At 47.4% G+C, this 18071-nt stretch carries 15 protein-coding genes; 5 read left to right on the top strand and 10 right to left on the bottom strand.

The window, feature by feature from the left end:
* Positions 1-17 precede the first annotated feature (17 nt).
* Together PCH02S_RS19515 and PCH02S_RS19510 are read right to left on the bottom strand one after the other, a co-directional pair.
* Positions 18-923: an NUDIX hydrolase gene (locus tag PCH02S_RS19515; RefSeq protein WP_174806799.1), complete on the bottom strand. Its 906-nt coding sequence runs from the start codon at positions 921-923 to the stop codon at positions 18-20.
* Between the two features lie 139 nt (positions 924-1062).
* Positions 1063-4758, bottom strand: a complete 3696-nt coding sequence (locus PCH02S_RS19510) for an S-layer homology domain-containing protein (protein ID WP_127455618.1) — start codon at positions 4756-4758, stop codon at positions 1063-1065.
* A 449-nt stretch (positions 4759-5207) separates the two neighbouring features.
* On the opposite strand from PCH02S_RS19510, the gene PCH02S_RS19505 reads away from it, so the two are divergent.
* The 5 genes from PCH02S_RS19505 to PCH02S_RS19485 all read left to right on the top strand — a co-directional run bounded on the left by PCH02S_RS19505 (position 5208) and on the right by PCH02S_RS19485 (position 7842).
* Entirely contained in the window at positions 5208-5603 is a 396-nt protein-coding gene (locus PCH02S_RS19505) for a winged helix-turn-helix transcriptional regulator (protein WP_127455617.1), read from the top strand.
* 178 nt (positions 5604-5781) lie between these two features.
* Complete coding sequence (gene hxlA, locus PCH02S_RS19500) at positions 5782-6414, top strand: 3-hexulose-6-phosphate synthase (RefSeq protein WP_127455616.1); 633 nt, start codon at positions 5782-5784, stop codon at positions 6412-6414.
* Between the two features lie 5 nt (positions 6415-6419).
* The gene (gene hxlB, locus PCH02S_RS19495; RefSeq protein ID WP_127455615.1) at positions 6420-6971 is read left to right on the top strand and encodes a 6-phospho-3-hexuloisomerase; all 552 of its coding nucleotides are present in this window, start codon (positions 6420-6422) and stop codon (positions 6969-6971) included.
* Positions 6972-7250: 279 nt separating this feature from the next.
* Positions 7251-7493 (top strand): hypothetical protein, encoded by a 243-nt coding sequence (locus PCH02S_RS19490; RefSeq protein ID WP_127455614.1) that lies wholly within the window; start codon positions 7251-7253, stop codon positions 7491-7493.
* A 1-nt stretch (position 7494) separates the two neighbouring features.
* The gene (locus PCH02S_RS19485) at positions 7495-7842 is read left to right on the top strand and encodes a retropepsin-like aspartic protease (protein WP_127455613.1); all 348 of its coding nucleotides are present in this window, start codon (positions 7495-7497) and stop codon (positions 7840-7842) included.
* 165 nt (positions 7843-8007) lie between these two features.
* Here the strand turns inward: PCH02S_RS19485 and PCH02S_RS19480 are convergent, their stop codons facing one another.
* The 8 genes from PCH02S_RS19480 to glmS form a co-directional block, all read right to left on the bottom strand.
* Entirely contained in the window at positions 8008-8967 is a 960-nt protein-coding gene (locus tag PCH02S_RS19480; protein WP_127455612.1) for a tRNA dihydrouridine synthase, read from the bottom strand.
* 418 nt (positions 8968-9385) lie between these two features.
* A complete protein-coding gene (locus PCH02S_RS19475) occupies positions 9386-10864 on the bottom strand; it encodes a sensor histidine kinase (protein WP_127455611.1) in 1479 nt (492 codons plus the stop codon).
* Positions 10855-11556, bottom strand: coding sequence for a response regulator transcription factor (locus tag PCH02S_RS19470; protein WP_218033164.1), 702 nt, complete (start codon positions 11554-11556; stop codon positions 10855-10857). The genes PCH02S_RS19475 and PCH02S_RS19470 overlap by 10 nt, the downstream gene beginning before the upstream one ends.
* Before the next feature lie 312 nt (positions 11557-11868).
* Positions 11869-12747 (bottom strand): hypothetical protein, encoded by an 879-nt coding sequence (locus PCH02S_RS19465; RefSeq protein WP_127455609.1) that lies wholly within the window; start codon positions 12745-12747, stop codon positions 11869-11871.
* Positions 12748-12782: 35 nt separating this feature from the next.
* On the bottom strand, positions 12783-14066 hold the full coding sequence (locus PCH02S_RS19460; RefSeq protein ID WP_246069166.1) for a copper amine oxidase N-terminal domain-containing protein: 1284 nt from the start codon (positions 14064-14066) through the stop codon (positions 12783-12785).
* Positions 14047-15405, bottom strand: a complete 1359-nt coding sequence (gene glmM / locus PCH02S_RS19455) for a phosphoglucosamine mutase (protein WP_127455608.1) — start codon at positions 15403-15405, stop codon at positions 14047-14049. Before glmM ends, PCH02S_RS19460 begins: the two co-directional genes overlap by 20 nt.
* A gap of 24 nt (positions 15406-15429) precedes the next feature.
* Positions 15430-16191 (bottom strand): sugar phosphate nucleotidyltransferase, encoded by a 762-nt coding sequence (locus tag PCH02S_RS19450; RefSeq protein ID WP_127455607.1) that lies wholly within the window; start codon positions 16189-16191, stop codon positions 15430-15432.
* A 24-nt stretch (positions 16192-16215) separates the two neighbouring features.
* Positions 16216-18045 carry a glutamine--fructose-6-phosphate transaminase (isomerizing) gene (glmS, locus tag PCH02S_RS19445; protein ID WP_127455606.1) on the bottom strand — a complete coding sequence of 610 codons (1830 nt, stop codon included), beginning with the start codon at positions 18043-18045 and terminating at the stop codon, positions 16216-16218.
* Between the last annotated feature and the right edge of the window lie 26 nt (positions 18046-18071).

Raw genomic sequence — 18071 nt, 5'->3', positions numbered from 1 at the left:
AATCCGTCCTCGCATGGTTAAATGTTCTCCCAATTGGGGTTAAAACGATAAAGCTTGGAGGGGCGATGCCCGGCATCTTTTGTAAATTCATTCGTCTCTGTGACCATAGGCGCTATCTTTCTTCGAAATGCTGCAGCAAGCAGCTCTTTCCCGAGAATAACTTCATAGACCTGTTGAAGCTCTGACAGCGTGAATAAAGGAGGCATAAGATGGAACGCGATGTCAGTGTATTCGATTTTATTGCGCAACCTCTCTACGGCGTATTCAATAATCTTGGCATGATCAAAAGCAAGCCCCTGCGACTCGACAATTTTACGGCTGATTCTCCTTGTCCGCCCGGTAATCATCGTCGTTATCTTCACCGTTGCGGCTAGAAGCTCCGCTTCATGGTTCAGCGTTATTTTTATGATTCGCTCAAACTCGTACCCATCTTCCAGAATCGTTTTTTTCTCTTGAAAAACTTGATGTTTGACTTCAAACCAACGCGCGTCCTCTGCGTCGTCACCTGCCTTAACATCTAGCGACGTCCGGTCCACAAGCGCCATATATGAGGAACTGATCACCCGCGTTCTTGGGTCACGCCCCACGTCGCCCCATGTAAATAACTGCTCCATATAGAGGTTCTCGATATTGGCTTCGCTTTTCAATTCTCTTTGCGCGGCTTCTTCAATGCTTTCACGTACAGATACGAATCCTCCTGGAAGTGCCCATTGACCCAAATAAGGGTGCTCTCCCCTCTTAATGAGCAACAATTGCAAAGACTTTTCGGGCAGCTTCCGGTAGTTGTCCTGATCTTTATCAAAAACAGTAAAAATAAGCATATCCACGGTAACCGAAGGACGTTCATATATACTGGCATCGTATTTTTGCAAAAATTCCCGCTCCGTTAACCCGTTGCGGTCTCTCATGATTATTTCTGTCATTCTAATCACCTGTTGTTTTCTTTTTGTTAATAACATTTTGTTAATATCTATTTGTTATTATATAGCTTTACTTGCCATTGTCAATACATGGAAAAGTAAAAAAGCCCGATTTCTCGGACTTAAGAGTGAAAGTTCCTATTTAATTAATCGAATCCAATAACGTCTTCAATTGCGGGTTGAGCTTCAACGTATTCAATATAATCTGCAAAGCTTCAGCGCGTGTGGCATTATTTTTGGGATCAAATTTCCCATCCGCTTTACCGCTAATGATTCCTGCCTGCGCTTCAGCTTTGATCTCATTTGTTGCATAAGCCCCCTCCAGATCATTGAAATTGCCTTTGGAGGTGTCCTTCGCCACGTTGTTAAGGTTTATTATGCGGGACAACATGACTACCATTTCCTCGCGAGTAATCGTTTTATCCGGCTTGAACGTACCGTCCTCGTAGCCGCTGATTACCCCTGCTTTTACAAATCTCTCGATTGCGCCTTGCGCCCAGTGGCTGCCAACATCCTTCAAGACAGTGCTAGTATTGTCGCCGCCATTAATATCGAATACCCGGCTCAGAATCATTGCGAATTCAGCGCGTGTGATATTACCATTCGGTTTAAACGCACCATCATCGTAACCTTCAATCACATGTAGTTTTACGAAAATATCAATCGTCTTTTCTGCCCAATGTCCTTTAGTGTCCAAAAGATTAGCTATAGTTGGGTCTTTTTTAGCTTCCTGAATCCGTGTTTCTATGTTCTTAACAACATTATTGTCGCCTTGTACTACATTCGACCTAAACACATCTGTTGCAGGTTTTGGTGTCGAATCCGGTGTCTGAGCAGGTTCAGGAGTCTGTACAGGTGCAGACGGCGATTGAGTATCTGTATGAGAATCAGAATGACTACCGCCGCTAGTAGATCTGTTAGAGATCGTAATAACTTTGCTTCCTACAATACCGGAACCATCCTGTGCCGTTGCCTGAACGGTAACCATACCCACTTGAGTTGCAACGAGCAAACCATCCTCATTGATTGTTGCCGCCCCCGTACTTGGAACTACCGACCAGCTAACTGTTTTGTCCGTTGCATTGTCAGGAGTTACACTTGCACTAAGTTGTAGAGAGTCTCCGACGTACATGGTTTCGCTAGCACTGGACACTGAAATATTAGCAACCCGTTGGGGTTCCCGTGTAACATTGACTGTATAGGTTTGCACCGTTCCATCCTGTGCAGTCACTGCGAAACTAATGATATTTGACCCCATTTGTAAACTTATCGGATTAATAACTGGTGCTCCGTTTAAACTTAAAGCAACGGTCGCATGGCTTTCCGTAGTTGCGTACGTAGCTGTAGTAACAGAAACATCATAAGGCACGGTCGCGGTATACGCATAAACATTTCCTGTTACCGGTTGATCTAGCGTAATGCCGCTTAAGTTCAGCGAACTTAAGACTGCGTTATTTGAACCTGCACGTGTAACTGTCACTGAATAGCTTTTCGTAGTTCCATCCTGCGCAGTAACAACAACACTAATGATATTTGAGCCCACGGTCAGATTAACTGGATTGTTAGCCGAAGCCCCATTAAGCCGTAAAGCCGCAGTTGCATGGCTATCAGCAGGATGGTAGGTGACTGTCGTGACTGATACATCATTAGGCACAGTCGCACTGTAATTCGTCGTACCCGATGCAAACACTGGACTCAGCAACCCGCTCGACAGACTCAAGCCGCTCAAGTTCGCATCGCTGCTCCCAACGCGGGTCACCGTCACCGTATACGTCTTCGTTGTGCTATCTTGTGCTGTCACAACTACCTTTATCACGTTGCTTCCCTCGTCCAGGGTAACAGCTGGAGAAGCCGTACCGCTTGTCAAAGTAAACGGTCCATCCTTAAGATTACCACTGCTGGTGTAGACGCTCGCTGTTACCGCAGCATGGCCGACATCGGATACCATCGGCGTTATCGTGACGCTGGTCACGTCGTTCGTTACGTCTGCTTCATAGCTCACTATGTTCGGCGCAAATATAGGATTCAGCGTACCTCTCGATAATGCCAGGCCGCTCAAATTCGCATCACCTGATTTAGGCTTTGCAATGGCTTCGTTGGAGTAGTCGCTGCTTCCTCCTGCGTAATTGGCTTTGACTGCATAGTAATAATTACTGCCATTGGTCAATCCCGTTACCGTATGAGACACACCGCTAACCGTAACCACTGGAATCGAATCGTAATTACCGCTAGCTGTTCCTTGATAAACACTATACGTATTTGCTCCCTGAACCCCAGTCCAACTCAGTGTTGCTTGGCCGTCTCCTGCTGCTGCCGTCAAGTTTATTGGCGCAGGAGCTTGAATCGTATACGTGAACGTTGCCATGCTGCTGTTCAAACTGCCTGCCTTTACCGCTATCGCTTTGACGATTACGGTTGCACCCGGCGCACCGCTGATCGTTACGTTCGTTCCACTCGCGCTACCCGTTGTTGGCGTCGTGCCATCGGTCGTGTAATAGATCGTCACTCCGCTTGTTGCGGATCCCAAAGTCACTTTACTGTTGTTCGCCACCGCAGCGCCGCTTGCCGGATTGGCTGTCGGCGTTGCAACCTGCCCTCTTATGTTCACCGATATGGTACGGGTTACCGTTCCGCCGACGCCATCGCTTACCTGTACCGTAAAGCTGTCGGTACCGGAGTATCCGGCTGTCGGTGTATACGTAATCGGGCTGCCTGGAGCGATATCGACACTGCCGCTGGGTGCAGTCACATTGGTGATGCTCAACGTACCATGTGAAGGTGGAGAACTGGCTGTCCATGTCTCGATCTGACCCAGATCCGTGTCGCTGATGTGCAATAAGCTTGTGATATCGGCAGCACCGGAATTTTGATCGACGGTCAGGGTCGTGATACTTCCTATAAAAGTCGGAACGATGTTTTGACCAAGTGCTGTACCAAAGCTTTCTTGCGGTTTAAATAAAAATATTTTATTGGCCCCTCTATCCAACACATAAACATTCCCACTGCTATCTGAAGCTACATCATGCGGAGTTATAAAACCTGTATCGGACAATGTTAACGCATAGTTGCCGTCACTATTAAAAACTTGCACGCGTTTATTAGTCTGGTCTGTAACATATAGTCGGTTGCTGCTATCCGTGTACAAACCCCAAGGACCATTAAAGTGGCTATTGTCTGTACCTGAAGCGTTCAAAGCCCCAATCGTTTTCACTTTTGAGTACGTACCCGAACCTGAGTTATATTGGTATTTGAACACAACTTGAGAATTATATTGTGAGACGTACAGATTTCCTGAATCATCCACGGCTAGCCCCATAGGCCTTCCACTAACCCCGGTAGAATCAACGACAATCATATTCGTCCCATCGAGGTCGAATCGGTATACGATATTAATATTTTGATCAGACACGAATAGATGCCCATTGCCATCCAGTGTCATGGCTTCGGGGATTGGTGTTTTGCTAGCATTTGGCGGCAGCGCGATAGTTCGCAACCAGTTACCTTGAGAGTCAAACACCTGTACTCGATTATTGGTACTATCTAGGACATAGATATCCCCTGTCGTCCTCTCGACTTCAACTGCCCTCGGCGAGTTAAAGTGGCTGTTGTCTGAACCGAGTACTCCTTTAACACCAAGCGTCTTATATAAACTTTCGTCACTATTGTAAATCTGAACCCGATGATTCCCCAGATCCGCGACGTATATTTTACCGCTTGCGTCAACCGCCACGCCACGAGCAGCGCTTATATCCCACCCCGTTTTTACAGCAGCAGATACAAAGGAACAATTAACAAATAACATGGCAACCATGATAAGAAACACAGATATTTTTTTCATTGATATCCCCAATCCTTTGCACAAGCCCAGTTATTAAATCTGTCGCATTGTGTATTTTTTTGTCATACCCATTAACCATAGCACACCGTTCTGAGCAAATTCTGAGCAAAAAGACAGCTACCGCCTTCGACTCAATCATCGTTGGCATCGCTGGGGGATCTTAATGGGGACAATCTTGATGTATCCGATCATTATCAACAACTTTTCTTGCAAATTCAGCGCTGGTTTCCATTCCATTTCAGCTTTTTGTCAGATGTTTCGTGACTGGAGCCCTAAAAGAAAAAGCAGCCATCTCAGAGGATACTCTGCGAAAACTGCTTTCTCAGTTCGGAGTCCGTCTAGCAAACCGCGATCTTCCTGAATAATACTCGACATCTTCTTCCATAGACATGTGCCCTATAATCCTGTAATCTATTGTGACACTATAGGAATGTGGAGGTGCTTAAGCTTTGGCGAAAGATATCCGTTCAAGAATTGAAATTGATCAAATTAACTGTGAGAAAGAACTCACACTCGCGTTAATCGGAGGCAAATGGAAACTTATTATCCTCTGGCATCTGGGCATCGACGGTACTAAGAGATTTAGTGAGCTTCAGAGGCTCATTCCCCATATCACGCAAAAGATTTTAACCAACCAGCTCCGCGAGCTGGAAGAAGACCAGCTTGTCGAGCGAACCGTATATCCGGTTGTCCCGCCAAAGGTTGAATATAAGCTGACTCCATATGGAGAAAGCCTCGTCCCGATTCTTAAGCTGATGTACAACTGGGGGAAAAATTATGGCGAAGAAGTGCTCGGCAGAACCTCTAATTCTGAGCTAATACCACTTCAAGCTACTGAAAAATAAACGGGCAAATATCTATTACAAACCGGTAGACTCCGCATGGAGTCTGCTTTTTTGCGCTTTACAGTATCCTCCAGGATACAGACTTACTTGAAAGTGCGTACTTCCATAAATTTCGGTATCGTCCTACTATGAACTCAGCCCTAAAATAATAATTCATCTAAAGGAGACATTTTATTATATGGAACTTCAACTGGCACTCGACTTGGTCAACATCCCTGAGGCAAAACAACTTATAAAAGAGGTAGCGCCTTATATCGATATCGTGGAAATTGGAACTCCTGTTGTGATCAACGAAGGGCTTCGCGCCGTTAAAGAAATCAAAGCAGAATTCCCTTCGCTTAAAGTACTCGCCGATCTCAAAATCATGGACGCCGGCGGTTATGAGGTGATGAAAGCTTCCGAAGCAGGAGCTGATATCATCACCGTGCTTGGTGTATCCGATGATTCCACGATTAGAGGCGCTGTGGAAGAAGCTCGGAAACAAAACAAAAAAATTATGGTTGATATGATTAATGTGAAAGATATTGCCGCACGTGCAGTAGAAATCGACAACCTTGGCGTTGACTATATCTGTGTACATTCCGGCTACGACCATCAAGCAGAGGGTAAAAACTCTTTTCAGGACTTGGCTACAATTAAGCGTGTCGTAAAACAGGCAAAAACAGCAATCGCTGGCGGCATTAAACTTCAGACACTACCTGAAGTCATCCACGCACAGCCTGATCTGGTTATCGTAGGCGGCGGTATTACCGGCGTTGAAGACAAACCAGCAGTTGCAGCTCAAATGCATCAACTGATTAGACAGGGATAATGGACATGAGTACGCTGCAATCTGTATCCTCTATTCTTCAAGAACTGGAGCGCACGCTTCAAGGTATTCAACCAAATGAGATTGATGAGCTTGCTCATCAGATTTTAACAGCTGAAACGATTTTTGTAGCAGGAGCAGGACGCTCTGGGCTGATGATGCGCGCATTCGCGATGAGACTTATGCATATGGGCCTCCGTGTTTATGTGGTAGGAGAGACCATAACACCAGGTATTACCCAAGGTGACCTGCTTCTGGTTGGGTCAGGGTCTGGCGAGACCAAAAGCTTGACGGCAATGGCATCCAAAGCCAAAAGCACAGGCGCCTCGGTTGCTGCCATTACAATTGTATCAGAATCAACCTTAGGTATATTATCTTCTACGGTCGTACGCATTCCCGCTTCTACCAAAGAAAGCACATCGGGCAGCTCCAGGCAGCCTATGGGAAGCTTATTCGAACAAGCCCTCCTGCTGCTGCTGGATACGGTCGTACTAAGCCTTATGGAGATAAAGGAACTTCAAGGTGCGACTATGTTTAAGAATCATGCCAATCTGGAATAAAAGCAACAAGAAAACTCGGTACCCTTCCATCGGTATTTTACCGTTTGGAGAGGAGACCGAGTTTTTTAGTATAAGTAGTCGAAGTTTAACAAATTTTACTCATTGCTGAGTTGAGAACTGTAATACGTTTCCTCAAAAAGGAAGAAAATCGCTCACAGAGTAGGTTACTAGTATAGAGGTGAGGGGAGTGGGACTCCTTTCCATACCTGAGAAAAGCCAACAAAACCGATAGTATGATATAATTAAGAAGGTTAATACAAATGGAGAGGTGTGATTACTATGCAATGGCAGGAAGTCCGTAATATTTACCCTGATCAGTACGTCCTTCTCGAAATTTTGAATTCCCATACAGAAGAAAGCATTCAGTACGTTGATGAAGTCGCATTGATTAAAGCTATTGCGGATCCCGATGAGGCAACAAAAGAACTTTTACAGTGCAGACAAAATAATATTGTTTATCATACAGGTCAAGATCGGATTACTATAGAAATTAGAAAAAGTGCTTTCTACAGAGGCCGGTAAGATGCAAATCTACCTAATCGATCATTTACTCCAAACATCATTAGTGCTTTGTTATAAAGGAAACTCTATAAAAATCGATAATTTAGTGATAGATACCGGTGCTGCGCATACACTTCTATCCTCAGATGTCGTGTCACAAATTGGTATTAAATTTGAAAATGGGGATAAGCTTGTACGAAGCTTTGGTATCGGCGGAGACGAGTATTCATTTCAAAAACGTGTCGACCACATCCAATTAGGCTCATTAATTCTAACAGATATACCTATTGATTTTGGTGTTTTTCATGAAGAGATTACTCATATTAACGGATTGATTGGTCTCGACCTATTAAAAAGTGGTGATCATTGATCTTAAAAAGATGGAAATGTACTCTGCTCAATCAAATTAATTGGTTACCAAAGAACCCAGCCCTCATAAAGGCTGGGTTTTGTTGTGTAGAAGCCTGCTAAACGTTGTAGGCCAACAAAGCCACCGACTCCACATGTGTGGAGTAATCAGTGAGAACAAGAGCTATTACTTGCTTCCAAACTCATCGAGCAATGCACGCACTTCACTCGTTGAATTCGTATTCATTAAGTTATTTCTTAATTCGCCAGCTCCTCGGAATCCACGGACATAGATTTTAAAGAAGCGAGTCATAGGCTTAAACAGACGCGGCTCCCGTGCTGAATAGTGATCATGGAGATCCAGATGCAACCGTAGAAGGTTAAGCAATTCCCCACTGCTATGCTCCCTCGGCTCCTTCTCAAAGGCGAAAGGATTATTGAATATACCACGCCCAATCATAATTCCATCTACACCATACTGTTGTGCGAGCTGTAACCCGACTTGACGGTCAGGTATATCTCCGTTAATGGTCAACAGCGTATCCGGTGCCACCTCATCGCGAAGCTTCTTAATCTCCGGGATTAGCTCCCAATGAGCGTCTACTTTACTCATTTCCTCTCTTGTCCGCAGATGAATGGATAGATTAACGATATCTTGTTTCAAGATATGGGTTAGCCAATCGCGCCATTCGTCTATAGCACTGAAACCCAGCCTTGTTTTTACGCTTACGGGCAGTCCTCCGACTTTGGCTGCTTGAATGATCTCCCCTGCAACTTCAGGACGACAGATCAAGCCGCTTCCTTTCCCATTCTCCGCAACGTTGGCTACAGGACAGCCCATATTGATATCGATACCTCTAAACCCTTGTTTCGCCATGCCGATACTCATCTGACGGAAGTATTCCGGCTTATCTCCCCATATGTGCGCGACGATAGGCTGTTCATCCTCTGTGAAAGTCAAACGCCCGCGAACGCTGTGATTCCCCTCCGGGTGACAATAGCTCTCCGTGTTCGCAAACTCTGTAAAGAAAACATCGGGTCTTGCCGCTTCGCTCACGACATGACGAAACACAACATCCGTCACATCTTCCATGGGAGCCAATACAAAAAAAGGTCGTGGCAATTCGCGCCAAAAATTATTGATCATATCATAAACCTCTCTATGGAAATCAGGACTGTTCAATGTCCCAATTCATCTCATTTATTAGCTATCCGTTCCATTGTCAACCTTGGACAACGTAAAATAAAATTAGCTGCCTTCGCCTGCTTAAGTGGGAAGATAGCGATCTAGGAAGAACGCGCAGCCAGGTCCATAAACTCCCATTTTATCCACGAGGGAATTGTTCAAGGTCATATCTTCGAATGAGCTTCTCTCGATATTTTAGAACATTTGATATAGATAGTTCCACTGTGCAGGCGCGAATTTTTTTAACTCGTCTAAGAAGCTCGGATTTTGCAAGGACGCCTGCATAAGTAAAGAACCTCCAACCCTTTGTGAAGGAGATGGAGGCTCATGCATTATTTATTTAGTGGATTGTTTGGTTCTAGCGATAGGTGGATACGAGTTATCCAACATCAGCCAAATTTACCAACGGCCGCACATACTGACGGCTGTCATAAAGCGGAATTCTGACTTCAAAGGCGCTTCCGATCCCCAGCTCGCTTCGCACGCGAATGCTTCCATTGTGAAGCTCTACAAGCTCTCGCACAATGGCGAGCCCTAAGCCGGATGAGCCTTTATGCTTCACTGGTCTGCCTCTCTCCACTTTGAAGAAGCGCTCCCAGATGAGCCCTTGATCCTCCGGTGATATACCGATTCCCGTATCGGTTACCGTGATGAGGACACACCCTTCCGACGGAACCGCCATCGCCTTCAATTCTATCGTTCCGTTCTCGGTGAACTTAACTGCATTTTTGATCAAATTATTAAAAATTTGTTCCAGTCGATCCGGATCAGCGTGAGCCTGTGGCGAATTTTCATCTTCAAGGCAGTGAATAACCGTCCCGCGAAGTTCTGCTTCCGGTTGGAATTTAAAGGACAGCTTGGACAACATCGCCTGAACATCGACCGCCAACCACACAAGATCGATTTCCTTATTTTCCAGCTTCATTAAATCGGTAATATCATCCACCAGCCGATTCATATGAAGGGTTTCGTTAACCATGATCTCGTAATATTTTTCCCGTGCTCCTTCTTCGATCAAACCATCCTGAAGCGCCTCCAAAAAACCCTGCATCGCCGTAAGCGGCGTTCGCAGCTCATGGGAAACATTAGCCAAAAAGTCATGCCGCAGCTGATTCAGCTGTCTCTTTTCCAGATCAACGCGCGCAAGTTGCTCCACCATGTGATTAATGGTTGTCGCCAGCTCACCAATCTCGTCTTTGGAATCTATTTGAATTCTCTCACTGTAATCACCGACGGCAATCTTGGCTGCCGCCTTGTCGATCTGTTGGATAGGTCGGGTAATGGACCAGGATAAATAGGAGGATACACCAAATGAAAAGAATATACCGAGCAAGGTAACCCAAAGGATGGTTTCTCTAAGCTGCGCGATGGTCTCATTCATCCCTTTAAGAGGCGAATGCAGGACAATTCCACCGTATACGTCGTTGTCTTTTCCCCATGGGACGGCAATCGAAAGCATGCCTTCCTTAGAACCTTCGGATAAATTCCATATGGCGGGTTCACCATTCAGGACTTGTTTTACAACTTCAGTGCTGACGGTCTTGCCTACGTTCACCTCATCCTTTGAAGATGTAGTAACGATGTTTCCGTTCAAGTCAAATATCCAAATACGCGAATCAAAGGCTTGATCGAAAAAACGCAGCTGCTCCTTAAATCTATCATTCGGTTCTGTCTGATTCTGAATGGCGAGATTAACCTGCTTGGCTTGCCGGATCATCTCATTACTTTTGGAGTTGACGATATAATCCTTGGCAAACAACGAAATAACGATTCCTACCGCACATAGCCCAAGAAGCACCGTAACGATGGAGCTGGTCAACATTTTGCGGAGAATGCTTTTATTTGGATTTAGGTACATGCTGCTACCTCAAATTTATAGCCCACTCCCCAGACCGTATGAATACAAACATGATGGCACGTACTTAGCTTTTCACGAAGCTTTTTAATATGAACGTCCACCGTTCTCATATCGCCTAAAAAATTATATCCCCACACCTGCTCCAGCAGCTGTTCTCTTGTAAACACGCTGCCCGGAGATTTCGCGAAAAATGCGAGCAGTTCAAACTCCTTGGGGCGCATGTCAATTTTCATACTCCCCGAGAGTACCTCTCGGCGGTTCACATGTATGACTAAATTATCAAACTCATATTGGACGGGTGCATCCACCTCAATAATCGACTGTCCCTTCTGCATTCTGCGAAAAATCGCTTTAATGCGCGCCACCAGCTCCCTCGGACTGAAGGGCTTGGTCATATAATCGTCGGCGCCCAACTCAAGACCCAGCACCCGATCAAACTCATCGTTCTTCGCCGTCAACATAATGACCGGCACATCATAACGCTTGGTAATCTCCCGGCACGTTTCATAACCGTCGAGTCCGGGCATCATCACATCTAGTATCACGATATCAGGCTTAATTTCCGCTAACATGGTCAGGGCCGAGACGCCATCTGGGGCCTCGATTAATTCGATAAGCTGCTGACGGAAGTAGAGCCGGATGATTTCTCTCACATTCGGATCATCATCCACAATCAACACTTTCCAAGTCACAAGCGGTTCACACCTTTCTATGATCCTCTCATAGACTTCTGAAATTATTTACATTTTAAGGGGGTATTCGAAGTTGTATGATTTATATTGCATAATAGAAACCACATAACAACCTTCAAGAAATGTGTCAAAAAGCCGCTTTGGAAGCGCGTTGAATGCCTTCAGCCCCCGCGTCATACAAGGCATTTTCCGCTTATCGCTCAAAAAAAGCCCTCTATGAAATAGAGGGCTTTACCTTCTGAACTAATATGAATGAAAAATGAGTCGCCGAGGCTAAATGCTTTGAATGTTTTGGAAAGAAAGGAGTTATTTTCACCACGAGGATAGTGCCGTTCTTTTCCATGTATTAGGTGCTACACAAACATATACATACCCGTCATCCCATGCCATCTCCCCCACTTCTCCAGGGGCAGTAGACGAAGCCGGCGTCATAGATTTCCTGATGCGAATGCTGTCATCACTGACGTCCAGCTTGGTCTTGGCGTCCGAATTTCCAATACCGATATTGCCGTTGCTGCGGTTAATAGTTAACGGGTTGTCGAGTGCTTTACCATCATCCGAATAACGGATAATTTGCAGATTGGAGCCGGCATTTCCTCCTGTTTCCTCGGAGGTATCTGCACGCATCGCCCAGCGAGGCGTCGTCACATTCCCATCATCCGATTTGGCCCAAGTCAGATCACGATTGACGCCACCGGTTCCGGCTATCCGTAAAATCCCGTCCATTACATTGAAATTAGAGGAATGTGTGCGAATTTCGGCCACATCCTGATCGAACGGAATTTCCAGACGCGTAAACAGCTCATTTGCATTTTTGCCGACTGGTGCCATCGTCGTTTCGAACGACATATGATTATGATCGTGCTGCTCCGGGTTATTCGCTTTGGCATGAGTAATGATAGCCGCCTTGTCCTTTCCATTCTCATCCAGCCAAGCGATGGCCGGCTTCGCTCGGTCTTTCGTCCACTGCAGCCGAATGAGATCCGACAAATGGCCTTCCGAGGAGATCCACTGCTTATCGGTAGAAAGATGAATCCGATCATTATGAGGGACCTCAAGTCCTCCTCCCGGTAAAGACGATTCCTGAAAGGTTCCAGCCGTCTCATGGCCACTTGCGAAAGCAAAAGCCACTCCTGAGACGCCGAGCGCCGCACTAGCCAACAGAGTGATCACCAAACCTGCTTTTTTCATTTTGCATCCTCCTCCTTCTTGTTCATCGAACCCGTTTAACGATTAGCGTTCAATAGCTCGATCCATCTCACGTAATCATGGACAGCGATGCCGATATAGCTCGGATAAAGGGAGAGGCTTTCCTTGACCTGTTTCAATTCCGACTCCATAAGCGAAGAGTTCGACTTATAAAAGGTCGTATAATCGGCTTCCGTACTGGGCAACGTATCCACTGCAATGACTGCCTGTTTCTTCAGCGTAGCTGCTTCTAAAATGATGGATTTGGCTCTGGCAATGATGCCGTTGTTGCCGAGTGCCGTATTACGATAAGCCATAATGACGACAGTATCCGCCTTTTCCAGCAGCCAGGCGCTAAAGGAGTAGCTGGATCCCGGAACGGTACAGCTGTTGATCCAAAAGGGAATATCGAAGGCCATCGTCATGCTGCGATCAGAGCTTTTCACTTCCGATTCAATGAGTCTGATTGTATCCATCCACCGTTCAAGCACCCAGGTCTGATTGCTCTTCCACATATCCAATGTGTAGGGCTCAATATCAAAATGAAAGCCTTGGAAGCGTTCTAGCGCACCTACCGATGCGTTATATTGCGTAACCGCTGCAATCCATTGCCGGATATAAATATGGTTATCTTCATATATCCAATCTGATTTGCCGGCCAGCGCCTCAACCTTGATGCCCTGACCACTCGCTCTGCGGATGAAATTCCGATAAACGTCTTGACCTGGATACGTTTCATAGCGCACATAAATGAAAGTCAGTTTTTGGTCCGCCGCAAACTGGAGGATGCGGTCACCATCCGTCTCAATTAACTTGCTGTCCCAGATCCAAGTGGACCTTTGCGCTTTGTCCGCCGAAGTTATCAGTACCAAATTCCGTTCTCCCACCCAATCGACATCGGCTCCGAGGCTCTCACTAACAGCTCTCAGCGGAACCATGGTTCGGTCATTTTTAAGGACAGCCGGAGAGTCCAATTCCACCTGCTTGCCATCAACCGAAGCAATCTTCTGACCAATGGTTAATAATGTTGTAGCGTGCTGACTCCGAAAGGTCACCAATTCCAGGGAACGATCCCATTCCACTTCAGCACCCAGTTTTTCGGCAATTTCTCTAGCCGGCACCATCGTACTACCCGTCTGTTCATCGATGTAAGGCTGGACATCCGCAAAGGCAATCTTTTCCCCGTTGACCTCCACCCCAAGCTCAGTGATAAGAGAGTATGCCGGGAGAAATAAAGGACCACTTGTTAAAATTTGTAGAATGACCAAGCATACAATCATCTTTCTCATAGGGACTAACGGATTAAACCATGCTATATTCAAGCTCTTCCTTTACCACCTCTACAATGCCTTCAATATAACCGGACAACTCCCTTTCATCCGGTCCTTCCGCCATCACACGCACCAGTGATTCCGTGCCCGAAGGCCGCACCAATACACGGCCTCGACCGGCCATCTCACTTTCCACCCGACGGATTGCGGCATCAATTCGGTGATTGCCTTCCAGCTTGTATTTATTCATTACTCGTACATTTACCACCAGCTGTGGGTATTTTACGACAGGGGACGCGAGCTCCGACAAAGGCTTTCCTTCTTGAAGCATGACCTGCAGCAGCTGAACAGCCGATAACAAACCATCCCCTGTCGTCGATTCATCCAGTAAAATGATATGTCCGGACGACTCACCGCCCAAGTTGTACCCGCCTATCCGCATCGCTTCCATGACATGCCGGTCTCCGACCTTGCTCTTTAACGAGTTGAGACCGATGGTTTGCAGCGCTTGATGAAAGCCAAGATTGCTCATGACGGTAGAAACGACCGTGTTTTGCCTCAGCCGTCCCTGTTTGGCCAGACGAGCGGCAAGGATATAGAGGATGTGATCCCCGTCCAGAATTTCGCCCCGTTCATCAACCGCAATCAACCGGTCCGCATCACCGTCGAACGAAAGTCCCGCATGGGCTCGATGGTCCAGCACAGCCTTACGCAGATGCTCCGGATGCGTTGAGCCACAATCCTGATTAATATTTAAACCGTCCGGCTGATGATACAACAGAATGGTCTCTGCACCCAATTCTACGAATAGCTGCGGAGCTAGCAAGGAAGCTGCCCCGTTCGCGCAATCAAGCACGATCTTGCAGCCTGACAGCGGCGCCGTAGCCGTCGACTTCAAGTAGCTCACATAGTCCTGTGCGCCCTGCGGATCCTCACGCAGGGTGCCAATTCCTGCTCCCGTAGGGCGGGAAATCCAATGTTCGTCACCCTCCAGGCGGCTCTCTACCTCCGCTTCCCACGCATCCGGCATTTTGAATCCGTCCCTGCCAAAAAATTTAATCCCGTTGTCCTCCACCGGATTATGAGATGCCGAGATCATCACCCCTGCATCTATACCTGAGTGCCGTGTGACATAAGCCACACCCGGCGTCGGTAGTACGCCCAGTCTTACGACATCCGCCCCAGTGGATAACAACCCGGCAGCCAAAGCTGCTTCCAGCATGTGCCCGGAGATGCGGGTATCCCGTCCGATGACGACGGTAGGCCGAATACTTCCACAACTGCGGGATAGCATGTAACCAACAATAAGCCCTAATTCAAAAGCCAACTCTGGCGTTAACTCGCGGTTGGCAACCCCTCTGACGCCATCCGTACCGAAAATAGCTCCCATATCAGCTTTCCTCCCTATGACTTGTTATGCAAAAATCCCCATGTGTTCATAAAAGGCACGATTCGCCTCCTCCAATTGTTCAGGAGTGTTAATCCCCATCACCTCTGTCGGATCCTCGAGGATGATGGCCTCAAATCGCTTCTTGCCCCCGGAAATACCGGCCTGTCGCATCACCTTCACGATATCGGTCAAATAGTACTCCTGCTGCGCATTATCATTGGTAATGCCAGGGAGCGCTTGAAACAAGCTATCATTATCGAAACAGAAAATCCCTGTGTTAATTTCATTAATCAATTTCTGCTCAGGCGTCGCGTCCTTCTCTTCAATGATATCGACAACCTCGCTGCTTGCAGGATCTCGAATAATTCTTCCATAGCCGGTTGGATCCTGAACGATCGCGGTTAGCACTACACCGGCGCTTATGTTTGCCCGCTGGGCGGCAAGCAGACGTTCGATGGTCGATTGTCGGATGAGTGGCGTATCGCCAGTCAGCACCAAGGTAGACCCGCTACGTTTACGGAGCAGAGGCTCCGTTTGATGAACGGCGTGTGCCGTTCCAAGCTGAATCTCCTGCTGGACGTAGGTGACCCGCGTGCCCAAGCACTTTTTCACCAGCTCTCCCCGATGCCCGATCACCGCCACAATACGGGTGATCGGCATCGTTTCCAGCTTGCCCACCAAGCGGCCGATCATCGGCACGCCTCCGACGGGATGAAGCACTTTGGGCAGCTCCGACTTCATCCGTGTACCTTTGCCTGCAGCTAACAGAATAGCGAATGCTTCCATGTGGTTCAGCTCCCCTCTGAATGGTTATTCAACCGTCACGCTTTTGGCCAAGTTTCGCGGTTTATCAATATCGTTCCCCAGAGACAGGGAGGCGTAATAGGAGATTAACTGAAGCGGCACGACAGCCAATATCGGTGCCAGAAGTTGGAGGGTCGGCGGGATGAAGCAGATTTCATCGACGCTATTCAGCAGCCCCACATTGCCTTCCACCGTAATCCCCATGACATGGGCTCCACGCGCCTTGACTTCTTTAATATTGCTAACTGTTTTTTCGTACAGATCCATATGCGTAGCCAGCGCAATCACCGGCGTATCCTTCTCGATCAGCGCCAATGTACCGTGCTTTAACTCTCCGGCTGCATAAGCCTCCGAGTGGATATAAGAGATTTCCTTCAATTTGAGAGAACCCTCAAGCGCAACGGCATAGTCTAAGCCCCTGCCGATAAAGAATAGACTGTCTGCATCCTTGATCGATTCCGCATACCGCTTCACTTCGTTGGCGTTTTCCAGCACCTTCTCCACCTGAACAGGAAGCGACTTCAAGCCTTGGATCAGCTCCGTATGAAGCTCATCAGACAGCGTCTTTCTTTCCTGGGCCAAGTAAATGCTGAACAAATAGAAAGCGAGCAGCTGAGCGGTGTACGCTTTCGTGGATGCCACTGCAATTTCCGGTCCGGCCTTCGTTGCGATGACATAGTCCGCATCTCGCGCAACTGAACTGGTTGGCACATTTGTAATTGCCAATACCTTAGCGCCTTGCCTTCTGCTCTCTTGCAGGGCAGCCAGCGTATCCGCCGTTTCCCCGGATTGGCTCACGACGATGACGAGCGTTCGTTCCGTGATAATCGGGTCACGATATCGGAATTCCGATGCGATATCGCACTGCACCGGGATTCGCGTTAGCTTCTCAAGGACCGTGCTGCCGACAAGTCCGGCATGATAAGCGGTGCCGCAAGCCACGATAAAGATTTTATCCACCTGTTGAAACTCGCCTGCTGCGTGCGCCAACTCCGGGAAACTCACTTCGTCTTGGTCGTTGATGCGCCCGAGCATCGTGTTCCGCAGCGTTAACGGCTGTTCGTGAATTTCCTTCAGCATGAAATGCTCAAACGGTCCCTTCTCCACCTGATCCGCGCTCCAATCGATATGCAGCAGCTTACACGCCGCCGGCTCCCCTGTCTCGACCTTCGTGATGGAGATACCTTCCTGCGTAAGGATAGCCAAATCGCCATCCTCCAAAATATAAACCTTACGGGTATGCTCAATTAGAGCCGAGATATCCGATGCAAGGAAGTACTCTCCCTGACCCTCACCAATCACAAGCGGACTCGATTGTCTGACTGCAACAAGCTTATCCGGCTCATACTCCGTCATGACACCAAGCGAATAAGCCCCTTGTAATCTCTGAATGACCGCAAGCATGGCGGTGTAGATGTCGCCTTCATAATGCTCGGCAAGCAAGTGAGCAATCACCTCAGTGTCGGTCTCGGAAGTAAAGGTGACGCCTTTATCCTCCAGTTCTTTCTTCAGCTCCATGTAATTTTCCACGATGCCGTTGTGCACGACAGTAAATTTACCCGACATATCCGTATGCGGATGGGAGTTGGCATCCGACGGTCTGCCGTGCGTAGCCCAACGCGTATGCCCGATACCGATCGATCCGATCAACGGCTGTTTATCCAGCTGAACCGATAAGTTGGCCAGCCGCCCTTCCGCCTTGCTAATCTTGACCTGATCCTGCACCAGTACCGCGATCCCCGCGGAATCATACCCTCTGTACTCCAGCTTGCTTAATCCGTTCAGTAGAATCGGCTGTACATCTCGCTTTCCTATATACCCTACAATGCCACACATCGTTGTTATCTCCTCTCTCTTCTAGG

The sequence above is a fragment of the Paenibacillus chondroitinus NBRC 15376 genome, from assembly GCF_004000765.1.
GTDB lineage: Bacteria > Bacillota > Bacilli > Paenibacillales > NBRC-103111 > Paenibacillus_E > Paenibacillus_E chondroitinus.
The sequence above is the reverse complement of the archived record's forward strand: the minus strand, read 5'-3'. Positions and strand labels throughout refer to the sequence as shown.

What these genes read in the sequence shown, in the direction of transcription:
- glmM (WP_127455608.1), bottom strand. Translation starts at nt 15,405, where the DNA reads ATGGGAGCTATTTTCGGTACGGATGGCGTCAGAGGGGTTGCCAACCGC.
- PCH02S_RS19480 (WP_127455612.1), bottom strand. Translation starts at nt 8,967, where the DNA reads ATGATCAATAATTTTTGGCGCGAATTGCCACGACCTTTTTTTGTATTG.
- PCH02S_RS19490 (WP_127455614.1), top strand. Translation starts at nt 7,251, where the DNA reads ATGCAATGGCAGGAAGTCCGTAATATTTACCCTGATCAGTACGTCCTT.
- PCH02S_RS19510 (WP_127455618.1), bottom strand. Translation starts at nt 4,758, where the DNA reads ATGAAAAAAATATCTGTGTTTCTTATCATGGTTGCCATGTTATTTGTT.
- hxlB (WP_127455615.1), top strand. Translation starts at nt 6,420, where the DNA reads ATGAGTACGCTGCAATCTGTATCCTCTATTCTTCAAGAACTGGAGCGC.
- hxlA (WP_127455616.1), top strand. Translation starts at nt 5,782, where the DNA reads ATGGAACTTCAACTGGCACTCGACTTGGTCAACATCCCTGAGGCAAAA.
- glmS (WP_127455606.1), bottom strand. Translation starts at nt 18,045, where the DNA reads ATGTGTGGCATTGTAGGGTATATAGGAAAGCGAGATGTACAGCCGATT.
- PCH02S_RS19465 (WP_127455609.1), bottom strand. Translation starts at nt 12,747, where the DNA reads ATGAAAAAAGCAGGTTTGGTGATCACTCTGTTGGCTAGTGCGGCGCTC.
- PCH02S_RS19475 (WP_127455611.1), bottom strand. Translation starts at nt 10,864, where the DNA reads ATGTACCTAAATCCAAATAAAAGCATTCTCCGCAAAATGTTGACCAGC.
- PCH02S_RS19450 (WP_127455607.1), bottom strand. Translation starts at nt 16,191, where the DNA reads ATGGAAGCATTCGCTATTCTGTTAGCTGCAGGCAAAGGTACACGGATG.
- PCH02S_RS19515 (WP_174806799.1), bottom strand. Translation starts at nt 923, where the DNA reads ATGACAGAAATAATCATGAGAGACCGCAACGGGTTAACGGAGCGGGAA.
- PCH02S_RS19485 (WP_127455613.1), top strand. Translation starts at nt 7,495, where the DNA reads ATGCAAATCTACCTAATCGATCATTTACTCCAAACATCATTAGTGCTT.